Raw genomic sequence first — 15,855 nt, 5'->3', positions numbered from 1 at the left:
GGTGCATTCACAAAACTGTGCGCGGATTCACCCTTGTCAGGTCCGCCCGGATGGCAAGACTGATGCAATCTATTAATGGGGGAAAATGATGCGCCTTCTTGTTCTATCGACCACTCTTCTCGCACTCGCGGCCTGTTCAGCACCACCGGCCGAGGACGCGATGGATTCGGACATTGAAGCCGATGACATGGCAATGGCCGCACAGACGCAATCGAATGATCATATTTCGGCAGCGGTGAACGATCCGTCGCGGCCGGAAAGTGAAACGGCCCGCGATGCGGGCCGCCATCCGGCAGACGTCCTGACCTTTGCCGGTGTTCAGCCGGGTTGGCGCGTTGCCGAACTGGGCGCAGGCAGCGGCTATTATTCGCGCATCCTGTCGAGCGCTGTCGGCGCGGATGGCGAAGTGATCTCCGAAAATATGGACTGGCTGATTCAGCGGTTTCCGTCGACGGATGAAGCGATTTCTTCGCTTGCCTCAGAGCGGAGTAATGTGACCCGGCTGGTAACGCCGACGGCCTCGGTTCTTGAAGGTTATGAGAACGAGCTCGATGCGGCTTTCATGATGCTCATCTATCATGACCAGACCTGGCAGCCTGAAGGCATTCCGACGCCGACAGCCGAGGATCGGGCGGCCATGAACCGGTCCATTTATGATGCCTTGCGGCCCGGCGGCGTCTTTCTTGTGGTGGACCACCGCGCAGAGGACGGCACGGGCGACAGCATGGCGGGCGTTCACCACCGGATTGATGAAGCCTTCGTCCGGGAGGAAGTTCTCGCAGCCGGTTTCGAGCTTGTGGCCGAATCCGACCTTCTGGCGAACCCGGATGACAGCCGCACCACATCGGTTTTCGATCCGTCGATCCGCGGCAATACGGATCGCTTTGTTTTGCTGTTCCGCAAACCACTTTGATGCGGGACAGCACGGTGCTATAATAGTACTTGCGAGCTGAATTCGGCCGAAAGGCCCGAAGAAGGTTAAGCAATGTTCGGGCGGCCTGTCGCAATGCGGATCGGCCGCCCGTTCTTTATCCGGCAACCGGTCCCGTTTCAGCTTTCGGCATTCTCGACAATATGTACGCCATCACGGTTGGCGCCATCGGCGCGAATGATGGCCGGCCCCAATGCCTTCAGAAAACGCTCATCGCCCTTGTTGGCTTTCACCACCATGGACGGCTTTTCCTTCTGATAAACGGCATAGGCGCATAGGTCGGCCGCCTGGATCATCAGGCTGCGCTTGGAATCCTGATGCTGGGGCAGCTCGATGACATGCTTGAGCGGCTTGTTGTGAATTCGCGTCTTGCGCCGCAACCAGCCATAATGCTCGGCCACCGGCCGCTCGCGCCGCAAGGCCCTCACCAGCTTGTCCAGTTGAGCCGTCTGCGTCTTGTCGGCAACCACGAAGCCCTGCGTGCCACTGTGGCGGCCGCGTCCGCCTGATCGCGCCAGAAACCCGTCAAAATGCCCAAGCTGGGCGGACCAGCCGGCCCGGAACACATCGGTTTCCGGCGGTAGGTTCTTTTTACGGACCGCCGTCAGGATCACTTTCAGCGACTTGATGTCCGCGATGCCTTTCAGCGCGGCCTCGATCAGGGCAACGCGCCGCGCCGGATCACCGGGGCCCTTGCGCATGATCGTCGACGCCCGCAATTCGTCTGCGGATTTCAGCCCGTATTGCGCCCCCAGAGATTTGCGCAGATCGGTCAGTTTTTTCTCGATGTCATTCCACTGACTCGAAGGCGCAATCAGCCCGCCCAGCACGAAAGCTGGGCTGGATCCCGGTTCACGGCCGGTATCACCAGACTCATCGACATACATCAGATACATGACACACCACCCCTAGGGCCGGGACATAGTTAACACGCCACATTGTGCCGACGGAAGCTGGCTCGCCTCAGAAGAGAAGGTTAGGTTGCTGCTATGAATGTCTGGGTCTCGATGAAAAACGCCACCATACCTGCGCGCAGCTGGTTGAAACGGCGCTGGGCACCGACCGCTGCGGCCGCGGCCGTGATCGCCACCACGCTGGGGGTCATCACCGATCTCGACAGCCTGATAACAGGTGGCGGGGGGCTGTCCCCTACCGAAGCATCAGCGCTGGCCGCGAACGTTGCCATCCAGCTTGAGGCCCGTTCTGTCGCTCGCGGCGGGGATTATGGCGGTGACAGCGATCTGGAAAGAGTGATCGACCAGCTGGCCGTATCCGGTGAACGGCAGATCGAGCGCGCCCTGGCCGAGATGGAGACAGACCCCCGGGCCGGCCTCGACCGCATCGAGGAGACCGCAAGCAGGCTGATGCGGCGCGACCCGGGTTCGGCAGCACAACGCTATTTTGCCATCGGCGTTCTGGCGGAGGCTGTTGATCCAGAGCGCGCCGTCGCCGCCTACCGGCAATCGCTCGAGCTGATGCCGGATAGCAGCCGCACGATCGACCGGCTGGGCAGCGTCTATCTGGAGCAGGGGCGCGATGAAGAGGCAGAGACCCTCCATCTTCAGGCGCTGGAGCTGGCGAGGACGGCCGGTGATGAAGGCGAGGAATCCATCATTCTGGGTAGCCTTGGCGCCGTCTACTGGCGCCGCGGCGAGTATGAAACGGCTTCCGATTACTACGGTCAGGCCCTGGAGGTGGCGGATCTCAATGGCGACCTGTTCCGGGCTGCCCGGCATCTCGGTAATCGCGGCCTGATGGCCTCTACGCTCGGCGATCTCGATGCCGCCGAACAATATTATGAGCGCGCCATATCCCTGATGGCAGAACTGGATGACCAAATCGGGATTGCCCTGGCGCGCAATAATCTGGGTAATCTCTATCGTGACCGGGGCGAGCTGGACCGGGCCGAAGACGCTTACCGCCGCGCGCAAGCGGCGCTTGAGGCCGGAGGACACCCCCAGCAGGCGGCGCTGACCCTCGCCAATCTTGGCACGATCGCGGAATCCCGTGGCGAGTTCGAAACGGCCGCGCGTTTCTATGAGCGGAGCCTCGAACGCGCCCGCGAGTACAATTACATGCGGGCGATCGAAAGCGCTGCGCGCAATGCGGGCTGGATGGCCATGCGCCGGAATGACTTTATCGCGGCGCGCCGGTTTGCTGATGAAGCCCTGGCGGCCTCGGAAGTTTCTCCGGATCCGGCCAGCCTTGCGGATTCGCTTTTTCTGTCAGTCGGCGTTGCAGCCTCTATCGGAGATGATGCGTTGGCGCGCACTCACGCAGACCGGGCCTTTGCGATCATCGAGGACCGCGATGTGCCACCGGACACACACGCGTTTCTGCACGACGCTTTGGCGCTGTCCGCTTATCAGGTTGGCGACCTGGCTGAAGCCGAACGCCGGGCCGGACGGGCGCTGGAATTCTATGAGGCGGCGGGCCTGCCCATGAACATGGCAGAACAGCAATTACGGCTGGGCTCGCTGGCGCTGGGCGGTGGCCGTCAGGACGAGGGCTGCGCCTTTCTCGAGCAGGCCGAGATCAATTTCGGACGCTCCGGCTTTATTGCCGAAGCCAATCGCATGGTAGAGCGGCGCGAGGCCGAAGGCTGCCCGGCGCGCGAGATTGGCGGCAATGTCGAACCAGTCGATCCCGGCTAGGAGCAGATCTCCCACGGTCCCATGTCGAGATGGAAATGGTCGGCATGGGCAGCATTGTAGTCCGGGCCAAGAACGCCGGTAAAAATCTCGCAGGACCGGTCGCGGACCTCGACAAGGAAAGCGGCATCCTCGCCGCCATTATCCCAGCGATGCACGCCGATCACCCGCCCGTCGGTCAGGCGGAAACCGGAAATATCGATGGCATTGGCTCCGGCATGCTGGGACCAGCGTCCGGCCTGCGACGAGTTCTCCCGGCGGCAATTATAGGTGCCATAGTGCAGGATCTCCGCGACTTCGGCATCCAGATGCCGGGCGGCGGCCGGCGCGACGATCTCCCGTTCCCAGACATAGAGGGCTGCGGCCAGTGCGCAGGAGGCGACCGGGGGTTCCGGGTCGGCATAATCAAGATTGGACGTCGAAATCTGAACGCCGGCCTGCCAGCGGCATTCCGGCGTGCGCGATTGCGGTTCAACTTCCGCATAGCTCATATTCGAGCCATCCAGTGCCGCAAAACAGGCTTGTGGGTCTTCCCGGAGCGCACGGATCTGTTCTGAAGTAAAAAGCCGGATCGGCTCTTCCAGATCGGCTTCGCCCCAGGCGCTGGCCCCGTCGGGCATGGACTCGATGTAGAAGAAGACCGCCAGAATGCCGAGCAGTGCAAACATCACGATCGCCCCGCGCACGGCGATGTGGATGGACATGGGCAGTCCGGCCCATCTCTCCTCCCGCTTGCGGCGGTTGAGGCGTTGCTGCTCGCTCATGATCGGAAGTTTTTACGCGTCTTTTTGGCGAGAATCGGGCGCGACAATCCCGTAGATCACACTGTCGCGCACGCCGATATGGGTTTCCCAGTTCGCTTTCAGCCGGCCCTCATATTCCATGCCCAGCTTTTCCATCAGGCGGATGGAGGCCGCATTGTCCGGGTCGGCATCACCCCAGACCCGGCGCAGCTTGCGGACATTGAAGGCGTGATCGAGCATCTTGCTTGCGGCTTCCAGCGCATAGCCATTCCCCTGCGCATCAGGGCGCTGCATATAGCCGATCTCCGCCTGACCCGGCGTCTTGTCCATCAGGATAACCCAGCCCAGCGCATCGTCCGGAGCGCCGTTGAGCGCAAACACCCAGCACTGCAGCGCATCGCCGCGAACATTCCAGACCAGATAGTCCCGGACCTCATCAACCGAGCCCAGCGCCCCGCGGGACCACCATTTCATGTTGGCCTCGTCCATCAGCGCCGGCGCCAGCGCCTCGGCATCATCCAGCCGGACCGGCCGCAGGATCAGGCGGTCTGTCTCGTAGACGGGCACATCATGGGCGCTCTTGCGCTCAGCCAGCTCGTCATCTGTCAGGGTCAGAACGACTTCCGGGAAACGCTCCTCGATGCAGGCCTGCATGGTCTTGAAGCAGTCCATGTCGAAGAAATGGTGAGACTCAAAACAGGCTTGGCGAGCCTCTTCCGATGGCCAGCGCGCATAGGACCAATATAAACCATCAGCGCCCTCATGAAGCCGCGCACCAAAGGATGCACAGGCCTTGTGGATCACATGTGTGCCTTCCGCCCAGGCCTTGCGGAAAGTCTCTTCTGTCCCGGCCTTCAGCTTCCAGCGGTATAGAACGGCAGACGACATCAGCTTTTCCGCTGGCTGGCCCGCAGGCGCTCGCTTTCCGACCGCAACTGACCGCAGGCGGCGAAAATATCGCGGCCGCGCGGGGTCCGGATCGGCGAGGCATAGCCCGCCCGGTTCACGATCTCGGCAAAGGTCTCAATGGTTTCCCAGTCCGAACACTCATAAGGGCTGTTCGGCCAGGGATTGAACGGGATCAGATTGATCTTCGAGGGGACGCCCTTGAGCAATTGCACCAGCGCGCGTGCCTCGGCGGGACTGTCATTAACGCCCTTCAGCATGACGTATTCGAAGGTCACGCGATTGGAATTGCCGAGACCCGGATAGGCCTTGATCGCCTCCATCAGTTCGGCAATCGGATATTTCCTGTTGAGCGGCACCAATTCGTTGCGCAGATCATCATTGGTGGCATGCAGCGAGATTGCCAGCATTGCCTTGGTGCGCTCGCCCAGTTCCGGGATTTTCGGCACCACGCCGGAGGTCGAGACGGTCATGCGGCGGCGGCCGATCCCGATCCCGTCACCATCGGAAATGATGTCGATCGCATCGGATACCGCATCCAGATTGTAGAGCGGCTCACCCATGCCCATGAAGACGATATTGGTGATCTGCCGGTTCTCGTTCGAGGTCGGCCATTCTTCCAGATCGTCGCGGGCAATCATCACCTGCGCGGCGATTTCCTGCGCGGTCAGATTCCGAACCAGCTTCTGAGTGCCCGTATGACAGAAGGTGCAATTGAGCGTGCAGCCGACCTGGCTGGACACACACAGCGCGCCCGCCCGGCCGACATCGGGAATGAAAACCGTCTCGCATTCCACACCCGGGGCCAGCCGGATCAGGTATTTGCGCGTTCCATCGACCGAAATCAGGCGCTCGACGATTTCCGGCCGGTCCAGCGTGTAATGCTTTTCCAGCTCGGCGCGCTGATCCTTGGCGATATTCGTCATCATGTCGAAATCGCGCGCACCGTGATGATAGATCCAGCGCCAGGCCTGATCGGCCCGCATCTTTGCCTTCCGTTCCTCGACACCGGCGGCCATCATTGCGTCGCGCAATTGCGGCCGTGTCAGGCCTGCCAGGGAGGGCGGGCCGGCATCCGGCTTGGCGGACGGGTCATATATGTTCAGTGCAGAGGTCATGGGCGCGCGGACATATCGCATCTTGGCTGCAAAAGCGAGAGGGGGAGAATTGAAGCCGGCATTCAATGCCGCTAACCCTTCTTGCATGCGCCTGACACTTTATCCCCTGTCCAACGAGGAACCGCCCATCCGTCCGGCGGATTCGCGCCGGCAATGGATGGACGATACGCCCGAAAGCTTTGCCTATCGCTGCCTGCCGCTGGCCATTGCCAACCAGCATGGCTGGGAGGTTCTGACGCCAACAGCGTTCGAGGCTGAATGGAATGGCGGCAATCGGCCCGAGGATGTGATTATCCGTTTTGATACGCCGCCCGGCGCAAGGTTGACCGGCGGTCCGCTGGCCAATTTCGGATCCGGTGTCCTGACTTTCGAGCTGCATTTCCTGATCCGTACTCCGCCGGGCTGGAACACGTTCGTGACTGGGCCGATGAACGGTCTCAAGCATGGGATCGCGCCGCTGTCCGGCGTTATCGAGACCGATTGGAGCCCCTATTCCTTCACCATGAACTGGCGCTTTACGCGGCCCGGCAAGGTGCGGTTCGAGGCGGGAGAGGCGATTGCGCATTTCTTCCCGGTCCGCCGTGATGTGTTCGAGCGCTTCGATCCGGTGATCGAGAACATTCACAGTGAGCCCAGGACGTTCGAACAATTCGAGACCTGGCGTAAAAGCCGCGGTGATTTCATGAAGCGTCTGGCCGCCCTGGAAGATCATGCGGTCGAGGAAAAGTGGCAGAAAACCTATTATCGCGGACTGCGCCCCGATGGTTCTACGGCCATTCGTGACCACAAGATAAAGCTTCGGGTCAAACCTTTCCGCAAACCGGCGAAATAATCAGCAAAGCGCGTTGACACGCTGAAGGGCGGCGGTCACCCCTTGCAGCGAAAACAGGTAGGAGGTCGCCGTGCCGCGCTGGCTGGTCGCCTCGATCCGCATCGTGGCGCCGCGGCGCATTTCGCGGATCAGATCGCCCTCATCATCCAGATCCTCGACAAACCCGTCCTGACCCGCTGCAAACATCTGGAAACGGCTGGAGCCGATCCGGACGCGCGGCGGCGTTTCCGGACGCAGGGCATATCCTGCGATAAAGCGCGGTTGCTCGTCCGCTGCGCCATTCGCCCAGCTGGAAACCACGAAAAAGACCGACCCGTGATCGACGTTTGACGGTGAGCTTTCCTGCGGTTCGCTGACGGCAAAACAGACGCGCCCGTCATCGGTTTCCCGAGTCAGGACAACCCAGTCGCCATAGGCGCCCTGGTTCTGGGCTTCCTGTGCGAAGCCGGCGCTGCTTATGGTGCCAATGAGGGCGAGCACACAAACCGTTTTGCGCATGTTGACAGTCTCTTCTGGCCAGATTTCCTGCATATCATCCCTGCAATACGGCGCTTTATGGGCAGTTAATGGCGATTTCGCTTTCCGGAACACGGGCTTATCTGTTAGTCCGGTCTGACGGATCGGGGAAGTGGCGTGCCGGACTCTCAAAATCATGATGACATGACGCCGTCGCGCGAACAGCTCGATGCCTGGGTTGAGGCTTGCGCGCGCGGAGACCGTGCCGCGTTCCGGTCCATGTTCGAGTATTATGCGCCGCGCGTGAAAGGCTATCTCAAGAGGCTGGCCGCCGATGATGCCGCCGCCGAAGAACTGGCCCAGGAGGTCATGCTGACCGTCTGGCGGAAAGCCAAGCAGTTTGATGCCCGCCAGGCATCGGCATCGACCTGGATATTCCGGATTGCCCGCAACCGCCGGATCGACATGGCCCGCCGGGCGAAAAGACCCGAGCTCGATGCCGCCGAACCACTGCTGCAGCCTGTGGAATCCGAAGCGCCGGACGCGGCGGCACACGCACGTGACCGGGAAAGCAGAGTCCGCGCTGCGCTGAAAAACCTGCCAGAGGATCAGGTACACCTGCTGAGGCTCGCCTTTTTCGATGGTCTTTCCCATTCCGAGATTGCCGAGCGTGAAGGGGTTCCCCTCGGCACCGTCAAGTCACGGATTCGTCTCGCATTCGGAAAGCTTCGCGGTGAACTGGATCCCGATGACATTTAGTTCGTTGGCAACCCTTGACCTGTAGGGAAAGTGCGACATATCGAATTTTCCAAGACCAAGTATAGACGCAGACTATGACTGTTGTTTCGATTGATGAAGAGTTGCTGATTGCCCGCGCTGCCGGACGGCTGAGCGCGCCCATGACCCTGCTCGTTGATTCCCATGCGGCCATGAATGACGGCATAGCAGCAGCGCTGCATGACGCAGAGCTGGCCTCTGTTGCGCTGTTCGAGGATGAGGCCGGCGAAACCATGTCGGACGATGCCGTCGATATTGCCATGGCGATGATCGACGCTCTGGAAAATGGTTCGGGTGAAGCGGCAGGATTGAAATCCGTGTCTCGTCCGGCCGCGGCCAGTGCCGCCGGTCTGGCGCTGGACGAGCTGATGGATTTGCCGGCGCCGGTTCGTGACATGGCGCTCGAAGCCGGCGCCCAGTGGCGCTTCGCCGCGCCCGGTGTGCGTCGTATCGAGCTGGTCAGTGAAGGCAATGCCAAGGCAGAGCTTTTGCGTATTGAGCCCGGACACGGATCGCCAAGCCACACGCATGACGGCCAGGAATTCACACTTGTCCTGACGGGCGCTTTTGCCGACGGCATCGGCCGGTATGGCAAGGGAGATCTCTGTGCGGCCGGACCGGAAACAACACACCGTCCGATTGCCGAGCCCGGTGAGATCTGCATTGCGCTTGCCGTAACAGACGGTTCCCTGAAATTCACCGGTGCCCTGGGGGCTGTCCAGCGCATGCTGGGGGGTTAGTGCCCGCGGGCATTCCAGTCTTCAATTGCTGCCAGATCGGGGCCGCCCGGCATCAGGGGTCTTTCGGGATAGCCGCCCATGGCCAGCGTCCGGTCATAGAGCGTGATCGCAGCAGCGACGGAAACATTCACACAGAACCGGGTGGGAATGCGCACGATGTGATCGCACATCGCCTGCATGTCATCTGACAGGGAGCCGCGTTCGCGGCCCAGAACATAGGCTGCCGCTCTGGGGTGCCGGAAGCTCGGCAGGTCCACAGCGTCATCCGTCAGCTCGATTCCCACCAGCGCACAGCCCGCCGGCAGGCGCATGTCGGCAATTGTGTCCCAGCCATAATAGGGAACATTCTTCAACGAGCGCGAAGTGTCGGCGTCAAAGACCTTCCGGGCTTTGTGATGGGCGTTGACGGTGAAAGCGAAACTGGCGCCGAACGCATGTGCGGTCCGCAAGATCGCCCCCAGATTCATGGCCTTGGAAATTTCCTCGGCGCCGATCCCGAAATAGCCCTTCAGAGGGCGGACCGGTTTCATGACTGTTCCTGCACACCGGACGTGATCCGCCCGTCGGCATGCAGAACCGCGCACTTCATACCCTGGGAATTATACGGAAAGGCCACGCGGCCATCGCGGCCTACTGCAATAATCCCCCCGTCTCCGCCCAGCCGCTTCACGTCCTTCAGTGCCCAGCGGCAAGCCTCTTCCGGGCTCTCATGCAGATAGCGCACACGGGCTGCCGCGGTTCCGGCGGCGAGAGAGCGAATGAAAAACTCACCTTGCCCTGTGCACGATAGAGCCACTTCCTGATCAGCCCAGGTCCCCGCGCCGATCAGCGGGCAGTCACCCACCCGGCCTGGTGTTTTTTTCAGTGTGCCACCGGTCGAGGTCGCCGCGGCCAGCCGCCCGTCGCGATCCAGTGCCACACAACCGACCGTGCCGGTCGCATAGGGCCGGTTATCGGGCACCGCCGCCGGCGTGTAATAGCTGTCCGGGTCCTCGACCCTTTCCAGCCCGGCCTTCTCGGCCAGCTTGTTGGCGCCCCATCCGGCGAGCATGACATGTGGTGTGGTTTCCATCACCTTGCGGGCGGCATGGATGGGGGAGACAAACCCCTCCATCGCTGCAACGGCACCGGCATTGCGGGTCTCGCCATCCATGATGGCGGCATCCAGCTCATACCGGTTATCTGTGTTCGGAGAAGAACCCTTGCCGGCAACATAAAGCCCGCTGATTTCCAGTTCGTAGACAATCGCCTCGACGACATCGAGAGCGGCCATGCCATCGCCCAGCATGTCCCGGGACCGCTCGGCCAGGGCGCGCATATGATCGACTTCCTTCTGATATGAGCGCTCGGCCAGCACACCGGCGCCTCCATGAAGAACAAGGGCAAAGCGTTGAGACGTCATGGCGCGAATCCCCTGCGTTTGGATCTCTTCAAACCTCTAGCACCGCACGCGATGTCAGCAAAACCGTTGAACGCCGTTCACTTCGGCGGGTTCCCGCGCTATGTCGGCTTCAGGACAAGTCTGGACTTATGGGGAGCTCCATGAAGATCACGAATGATACTGCCGCCATTGTTACCGGCGGCGCCTCCGGTCTCGGTGAAGGCACAGCCCGCCGTCTCGCCGCAGAAGGGGCAAGGGTCGCCCTCTTCGACCTGAATGCAGAACGCGGCGAGGCCGTGGCTGCCGAACTGGGCGGAGTTTTCTGCCAGGTGAATGTGGCGGATGCCGCTAGCGTTGAAGCCGGCTTTGCCAAGGCCCGCGAAGCTCACGGCCAGGAACGTGTTCTGGTCAATTGCGCCGGCATTGGCTGGGCCGAGAAGACGGCTCGCCGGTCATCGTCCGGCGATATTGTCCGCCACCAACTCGACAAGTTCGCCCTGGTCGTGAACATCAATCTGATCGGTTCCTTCAACTGTGCCGCCATCGCAGCCGAAGGCATGCTGTCAAATGAGCCGGATGCCGGTGGCGAGCGGGGCATCATCGTGCATACGGCCTCGGTGGCCGCGCAGGATGGTCAGATCGGACAGGTCGCCTATTCCGCCTCCAAGGGCGGGATTTACGGCATGACCTTGCCGATGGCGCGTGATCTGGCGCGTGAAGGTGTCCGCGTAAACACTATCCTGCCGGGATTCTTCGAGACGCCGATCTATCAGCAGATGCCGCCGGAAGTGAAAACCAATCTGGCATCCCACCTGCAATTCCCGCAGCGCTTCGGAACGCCGGCCGAGTATGCGGACCTCGTCGCCTTCATGGTGACCAATGGTTACATCAATGCTGAGTGCGTCCGGCTCGATGCCGGTGCGCGCATGCCTCCGAAGTAATGGGGATCAGGCGGACGCGAGAGTGCTGGCCGGGCGGGTGCGTCTGGCCAGCCTTATCCCGCTGAACTGCCAGCGTGAATGGGCCGGGAAGAAATTCCGGTAGGTTGCCCGGATATGATTGCGCCCGGTCGCGCATGACCCGCCACGCAAGACCTGCTGACCAGACATGAATTTACCATTGTACTCGCCGACCGCACCGTCTGGCGGATGATAGCCCGGATAGGGCTCATACCCGCTCGACGACCACTCCCAGACATCACCGAACACACTTTGCGCACCGTCGCCCGGCGTCAGGGCGCCGGGGTGATAGCGATCGCCACAACCCAGCAGGACACCTTCCGCCGGATGGCGGCGGGCCAGCAGTTCCAGCTCGGTCTCGGTTGGCAGGCGGGCATTCTGCCATTCCGCGAAGGCTGCGGCTTCATAGGCGGAGACATGACACACGGGCAGGCCCGGTTGAAGCGGTGCCAGACCATGCAGCGTGTATTCCTGCCAGCCGGCGTCCGTCTTCCGCCAATAGAGCGGATGGGAAATCTTGTTTTCACGAACCCAGGCCCATCCATCCGACAACCACAGCCGCGAATCCCGGTATCCGCCATCTTCGATGAAGGTGAGGAATTCCGCATTCGAAACGGGGCGGGCGGCGATCTCGAAATCCTCCTGCCAGCGCTTGTGGCGCGGCAGCTCGTTGTCGAACACGAAATCGGCCTGGCTGGCCCCGATTTCCACCAACCCGCCAGACATGGCAATATATCCGGATTCACCGGCGCCAGGCGCTTCCCCGAGCGGGCCTTTAAACGGGGCGTAGGGCTCTGGTGCGAGCGACAGGACGTGCTTGATGTCAGTGAGCAGCAATTCCTGATGTTGTTGCTCGTGCTGTCGGCCGAGTTCGAGCAGGGGAGCAATCTGCAACCATTCCTCGTCCGAAGCCGAGTTGATCAGGTGTTCGATCGCGGCCTCGACATGGCTCCGATAGTCCAGAATCCGGTTCAGAAGCGGGCGGGATAGCAATCCACGATCCGGCCGGTGCCATTTGTCACCAACCTGTTCGTAATAGGAATTGAACAGATATCCGAAGCCCGGATCAAACGCCTGATATCCGGTCAGACGGGGCTTCGCGAGGAAGGTTTCAAAGAACCAGGTAACATGGGCAAGATGCCATTTTGTCGGACTGACATCCGGCATGGTCTGGATCTGCATATCTTCGGCTGCCAGCCCATCGATCAGCCGCATCGTGCCGGCTCTCACATTGCGGAAACGATCAAGACAGGTCTCGCGGTCATCGAAAATCGGCCGGTAGGCCAGCGCCGGATGTGACATGAAAACAGTCTCCAAGTCCAAGCCGGAACCCTATCAGACCGGCGGCCGGATAACACCCTGTGGTCGCTTGACGGATCAATATGAAAAGTCTGTAATGTTTGTGCCGTCTGGGGAGGGGGCACGATGAAACTATTATTGGGATTGGCAGCCGCCAGCCTTGTGACCACCGGAGTTGCGGTTTGCCCGCAGCATGTAAGGGAGCGCGCTCAGGAAGCGGCAACCCCTTCGCCGGAGGTGCGGGCGGAGGTTGCGCGGCAATTTGACCTGTTCGTCAACGTCATGCGTGGCGATGGTGAGCGTGTCGATTTGCCTTCGTCGCCATCGGAATCACGCTGAGTCTAACTTTCTTACCGGCCGGTAATCGGCCTGAAAGATGCCAGCAAAGATTGAAAAACTAGGGTTCAACCCCTTACGCGGGGGTTGGCATGCACCGTTCTTTGGTGATCATCGATAATGTTATGGACAATGCGGAGCAGTTCCGCGAGGCCGCGCTGTCGCTTGAATACCCGCCAAGGCCCGACAACGTCCTTTATCCTGGCCGTAATTCCCGCCATCAGATCAATCTTGAAGGCTTTCAGCAGCAGATCGTGCATGTCCTCGGTGAACGCCTCGTTGCGGCTGGCGGTGACAGCTTCGCCCGCTTCCGTATCAGCCTTGAAGGTGATGAAGGCCGGGGCGGTGTTCATGTCGACGCCTGCCACTGGACCTGCGTCTATTATCTGACGCCGGATGAATATTGCCAGGGCGGTACGGATTTCTATCGCCACAAGCGCTCCGGGCTGGAGCATGCGCCCCATACGCCCGACCAGCTGGCTCGGCCAGGCGCGCTTTCCTATTCCGACTATGTCAACAATCAGGCCTTCCCGGACACCTGCAATCCCGAGGCGTGGGAACATGTCATGCATGTGCCGATGCGCTTCAATCGGATGATCCTGTTCCGGCCCTGGTATTTCCATAATGCTGGCCGCGGTTTCGGAACCGATCTGCGGACGGGCCGGCTGATCTATCTCATGTTCTTCTTCAGTGCAGATCAGCTGGCGGCGGAACGGCGCGGTTTGGGCCACGCCGTTCCGGCCTGATATCAATCCACAAACGGATCCGAGAACCGCGGATCAGTGAGGAAATCATTGTCCGTTAGCGTATGAAGGAAGGCCTCCAGTGCGGCGGATTCCTCAGCCGTCAGGTTCAGCCGCTGTGGCTGATTACGTCCGTTGCGCAGCCGCGGATCCAGATTGGGGCTGGCAATCACTCCGGAATTATAGTGCTCGATCACCTCCGCCAGCGTCGTGAAGCGTCCATCATGCATGAAATGGGTCCGCACCGCGACGTTACGAAGCGAAGGCGACTTGAACTCTCCCAGCCCATTGCCCGGATCGGCGTCAGGGTCATTGGCCGCGTCGAGCCCGATATTGTGGACGTCATCGCTGACATGGGCGAGCGTGTTATGGCAGGCCCCGCAGCCGACATTTGTAATGGCCGATCCCGGAACCGGCATGAATAGCTGCAGGCCCAGATATTCCTCATCCGTGAAATGCGCCTGGAACGCCGCAGAGCCCAGGGGGCCGTCATTCAGGGCCTGATCGAAGGTGGAATTGAACGAGGTCAGCGAGCGGACGAACTGGGCCATGGCCCGTGCCATGCGATCGGCGGTTACCTCTGCATCGCCAAATGCATCGGTGAAGAGGTCGGCATAGAAACCCTCTGCCGCGACCCGGGCCACAGCTTCATCCAGGGTCAGCCCCATTTCGACGTCACTCTGGATCGGGATCAGGGTCTGGTCTTCCAGCGTGTCAGCGCGTTCATCCCAGAAAAAGTGCCCGTTCTCATAATATCTTCCGTTCGACAATCCCGGCGAATGCCGTTCTGTCTCCTGCCCGTCAAACCCGATCGAAAGCGCCAGCGGATCGGAAAATCCCGTCGCTTGCGTGTGGCAGGTCGCACAGCTGGTTGTGTTATTGGCCGACAGGCGGCGATCGTAGAAAAGCACGCGGCCCAGCGCGGCGCCGGGATTGGTTATGTTGTTGTCGATCGGGGTGTTGTCGGCGGCCGCCACAGGCCCGTTGAGATAGTGCAGCGGGTAGTTCCGGTCGGCATCGGCATACAAGAACGGCACTTGCGGCAGCACCGGCTCTGACATCAGCGTCCGTACCGCCAGCGAAGTCGAACCGCGCAATGCTCCGCCTTCTTCGAACAGGACGGCAACGCGATTGTTGGCCGGATCGTAAGCAACCGGAACTTCATCCTGTATGAAAACCGCGAAACTCGCTGTGGCATTGGCGCCAATGGAAAAATCAACGCTCGCCGCGGGCGCTTCAAGGCAGCTTCCGGTACCCGGATCGGTCTGGCAGATAGACGGCGTCACCGTAATGCCGTCATGACTCAGAACGGGCCGCGCCGTCAGATTGGCGGCACTGCCAACACTGCTGATGGCCACGACAAAGGCGCCATTTTGCTGGCGGTCGATGGTTTCCACCACGCCGGGGAGCGAGTTGAGCCCGACCGCCGAACCGGAATCGGAGACGGCAACGATATCTGCGCCAGGGGTATTCGAGGCGCTCATCCAGAAAGAGTTCACGCCCGGCGTCTGCGGGGCTGCAGAGCGATTGTCGCAAATGAACACGAGTGGCAAATCTCCGCCCGCATACTCAGCCGAGGGTGTGAAGGCAAAAACGAAGCTTTGCGCAGCGCCGGGGGCAATATTTGCGGGCGTGTCCGGGGTTCCTGTCGCGACATTCGCCGCATCGGTTGTCTGGTAGGAGAAACTTCCTGCCGGTGCGCCAGAACTCATTTCAACACGGCAATTGACCGCTTCACTGCTTCCGGCATTGATGATCGTGGCAAAGGCCGTGGCGGTCTCACCGGTCTGAACGGCCCGGCTGGACGGCAAAACGGCAGCCACGATCGTGTCGCCGGCATCTTGGGCCATGGCAGAAACGGAACTGAGCATTGTGGCCGCCAGCAGGGCCGGAACAAAGGTTTTCATACGCGCCTGTCCTCGCTTTTGTTATCTCAAAAGCGTCGTCCCCAAATGACTAACGGGCGAGTATTGACAATCCGTC

17 protein-coding genes are annotated in these 15,855 nt (G+C 60.9%); 8 read left to right on the top strand and 9 right to left on the bottom strand.

All coding sequences use genetic code 11. The features are described from left to right. Positions 1-88: 88 nt before the first annotated feature. Complete coding sequence (locus V0U79_RS09380; protein ID WP_330199241.1) at positions 89-913, top strand: class I SAM-dependent methyltransferase; 825 nt, start codon at positions 89-91, stop codon at positions 911-913. A 137-nt stretch (positions 914-1,050) separates the two neighbouring features. Here the strand turns inward: V0U79_RS09380 and V0U79_RS09375 are convergent, their stop codons facing one another. After that, positions 1,051-1,827 carry a DUF3800 domain-containing protein gene (locus V0U79_RS09375; RefSeq protein WP_330199240.1) on the bottom strand — a complete coding sequence of 259 codons (777 nt, stop codon included), beginning with the start codon at positions 1,825-1,827 and terminating at the stop codon, positions 1,051-1,053. A 93-nt stretch (positions 1,828-1,920) separates the two neighbouring features. On the opposite strand from V0U79_RS09375, the gene V0U79_RS09370 reads away from it, so the two are divergent. Continuing rightward, positions 1,921-3,585 carry a tetratricopeptide repeat protein gene (locus V0U79_RS09370; protein ID WP_330199239.1) on the top strand — a complete coding sequence of 555 codons (1,665 nt, stop codon included), beginning with the start codon at positions 1,921-1,923 and terminating at the stop codon, positions 3,583-3,585. Here V0U79_RS09370 and V0U79_RS09365 read toward each other — a convergent pair. The 3 genes from V0U79_RS09365 to rlmN are packed head-to-tail and all read right to left on the bottom strand — an operon-like array spanning position 3,582 to position 6,436. Further along, positions 3,582-4,346, bottom strand: coding sequence for an extensin-like domain-containing protein (locus V0U79_RS09365; RefSeq protein WP_330199238.1), 765 nt, complete (start codon positions 4,344-4,346; stop codon positions 3,582-3,584). The genes V0U79_RS09370 and V0U79_RS09365 overlap by 4 nt on opposite strands. A 12-nt stretch (positions 4,347-4,358) precedes the next feature. Continuing rightward, a complete protein-coding gene (locus V0U79_RS09360; RefSeq protein ID WP_330199237.1) occupies positions 4,359-5,213 on the bottom strand; it encodes a GNAT family N-acetyltransferase in 855 nt (284 codons plus the stop codon). Further along, positions 5,213-6,436: a dual-specificity RNA methyltransferase RlmN gene (gene rlmN, locus V0U79_RS09355; protein ID WP_330199236.1), complete on the bottom strand. Its 1,224-nt coding sequence runs from the start codon at positions 6,434-6,436 to the stop codon at positions 5,213-5,215. The genes V0U79_RS09360 and rlmN overlap by 1 nt, the downstream gene beginning before the upstream one ends. Between rlmN and V0U79_RS09350 the strand changes: the two genes are divergently transcribed. Then, positions 6,435-7,181 (top strand): DUF6065 family protein, encoded by a 747-nt coding sequence (locus tag V0U79_RS09350; RefSeq protein ID WP_330199235.1) that lies wholly within the window; start codon positions 6,435-6,437, stop codon positions 7,179-7,181. The genes rlmN and V0U79_RS09350 overlap by 2 nt on opposite strands. Here the strand turns inward: V0U79_RS09350 and V0U79_RS09345 are convergent, their stop codons facing one another. Beyond that, complete coding sequence (locus tag V0U79_RS09345) at positions 7,182-7,679, bottom strand: invasion associated locus B family protein (RefSeq protein WP_330199234.1); 498 nt, start codon at positions 7,677-7,679, stop codon at positions 7,182-7,184. It lies immediately after the preceding gene. A gap of 135 nt (positions 7,680-7,814) precedes the next feature. On the opposite strand from V0U79_RS09345, the gene V0U79_RS09340 reads away from it, so the two are divergent. Then, complete coding sequence (locus tag V0U79_RS09340; protein WP_330199233.1) at positions 7,815-8,396, top strand: sigma-70 family RNA polymerase sigma factor; 582 nt, start codon at positions 7,815-7,817, stop codon at positions 8,394-8,396. Between the two features lie 74 nt (positions 8,397-8,470). After that, a complete protein-coding gene (locus V0U79_RS09335; RefSeq protein ID WP_330199232.1) occupies positions 8,471-9,154 on the top strand; it encodes a ChrR family anti-sigma-E factor in 684 nt (227 codons plus the stop codon). Here the strand turns inward: V0U79_RS09335 and V0U79_RS09330 are convergent. Both V0U79_RS09330 and V0U79_RS09325 read right to left on the bottom strand, forming a co-directional pair. Continuing rightward, positions 9,151-9,666, bottom strand: coding sequence for an RNA methyltransferase (locus V0U79_RS09330; RefSeq protein WP_373696465.1), 516 nt, complete (start codon positions 9,664-9,666; stop codon positions 9,151-9,153). The two genes, V0U79_RS09335 and V0U79_RS09330, sit on opposite strands and share 4 nt — an antisense overlap. A gap of 14 nt (positions 9,667-9,680) precedes the next feature. Continuing rightward, positions 9,681-10,556, bottom strand: a complete 876-nt coding sequence (locus V0U79_RS09325; protein ID WP_330199230.1) for an isoaspartyl peptidase/L-asparaginase family protein — start codon at positions 10,554-10,556, stop codon at positions 9,681-9,683. Positions 10,557-10,696: 140 nt separating this feature from the next. On the opposite strand from V0U79_RS09325, the gene V0U79_RS09320 reads away from it, so the two are divergent. Continuing rightward, complete coding sequence (locus tag V0U79_RS09320) at positions 10,697-11,476, top strand: SDR family NAD(P)-dependent oxidoreductase (protein WP_330199229.1); 780 nt, start codon at positions 10,697-10,699, stop codon at positions 11,474-11,476. A gap of 6 nt (positions 11,477-11,482) precedes the next feature. Here the strand turns inward: V0U79_RS09320 and egtB are convergent, their stop codons facing one another. Continuing rightward, positions 11,483-12,796 carry an ergothioneine biosynthesis protein EgtB gene (gene egtB, locus V0U79_RS09315; protein WP_330199228.1) on the bottom strand — a complete coding sequence of 438 codons (1,314 nt, stop codon included), beginning with the start codon at positions 12,794-12,796 and terminating at the stop codon, positions 11,483-11,485. Positions 12,797-12,919: 123 nt separating this feature from the next. On the opposite strand from egtB, the gene V0U79_RS09310 reads away from it, so the two are divergent. Together V0U79_RS09310 and V0U79_RS09305 are read left to right on the top strand one after the other, a co-directional pair. Continuing rightward, positions 12,920-13,132, top strand: a complete 213-nt coding sequence (locus V0U79_RS09310; protein WP_330199227.1) for a hypothetical protein — start codon at positions 12,920-12,922, stop codon at positions 13,130-13,132. Between the two features lie 89 nt (positions 13,133-13,221). After that, the gene (locus V0U79_RS09305) at positions 13,222-13,875 is read left to right on the top strand and encodes a DUF6445 family protein (protein WP_330199226.1); all 654 of its coding nucleotides are present in this window, start codon (positions 13,222-13,224) and stop codon (positions 13,873-13,875) included. Between the two features lie 2 nt (positions 13,876-13,877). Here V0U79_RS09305 and V0U79_RS09300 read toward each other — a convergent pair whose 3' ends face one another. Further along, positions 13,878-15,779, bottom strand: a complete 1,902-nt coding sequence (locus V0U79_RS09300) for a cytochrome c peroxidase (protein ID WP_330199225.1) — start codon at positions 15,777-15,779, stop codon at positions 13,878-13,880. Between the last annotated feature and the right edge of the window lie 76 nt (positions 15,780-15,855).

It is taken from the genome of Hyphobacterium lacteum (assembly GCF_036330345.1).
Lineage (GTDB): Bacteria > Pseudomonadota > Alphaproteobacteria > Caulobacterales > Maricaulaceae > Hyphobacterium > Hyphobacterium lacteum.
The sequence above is the reverse complement of the archived record's forward strand: the minus strand, read 5'-3'. Positions and strand labels throughout refer to the sequence as shown.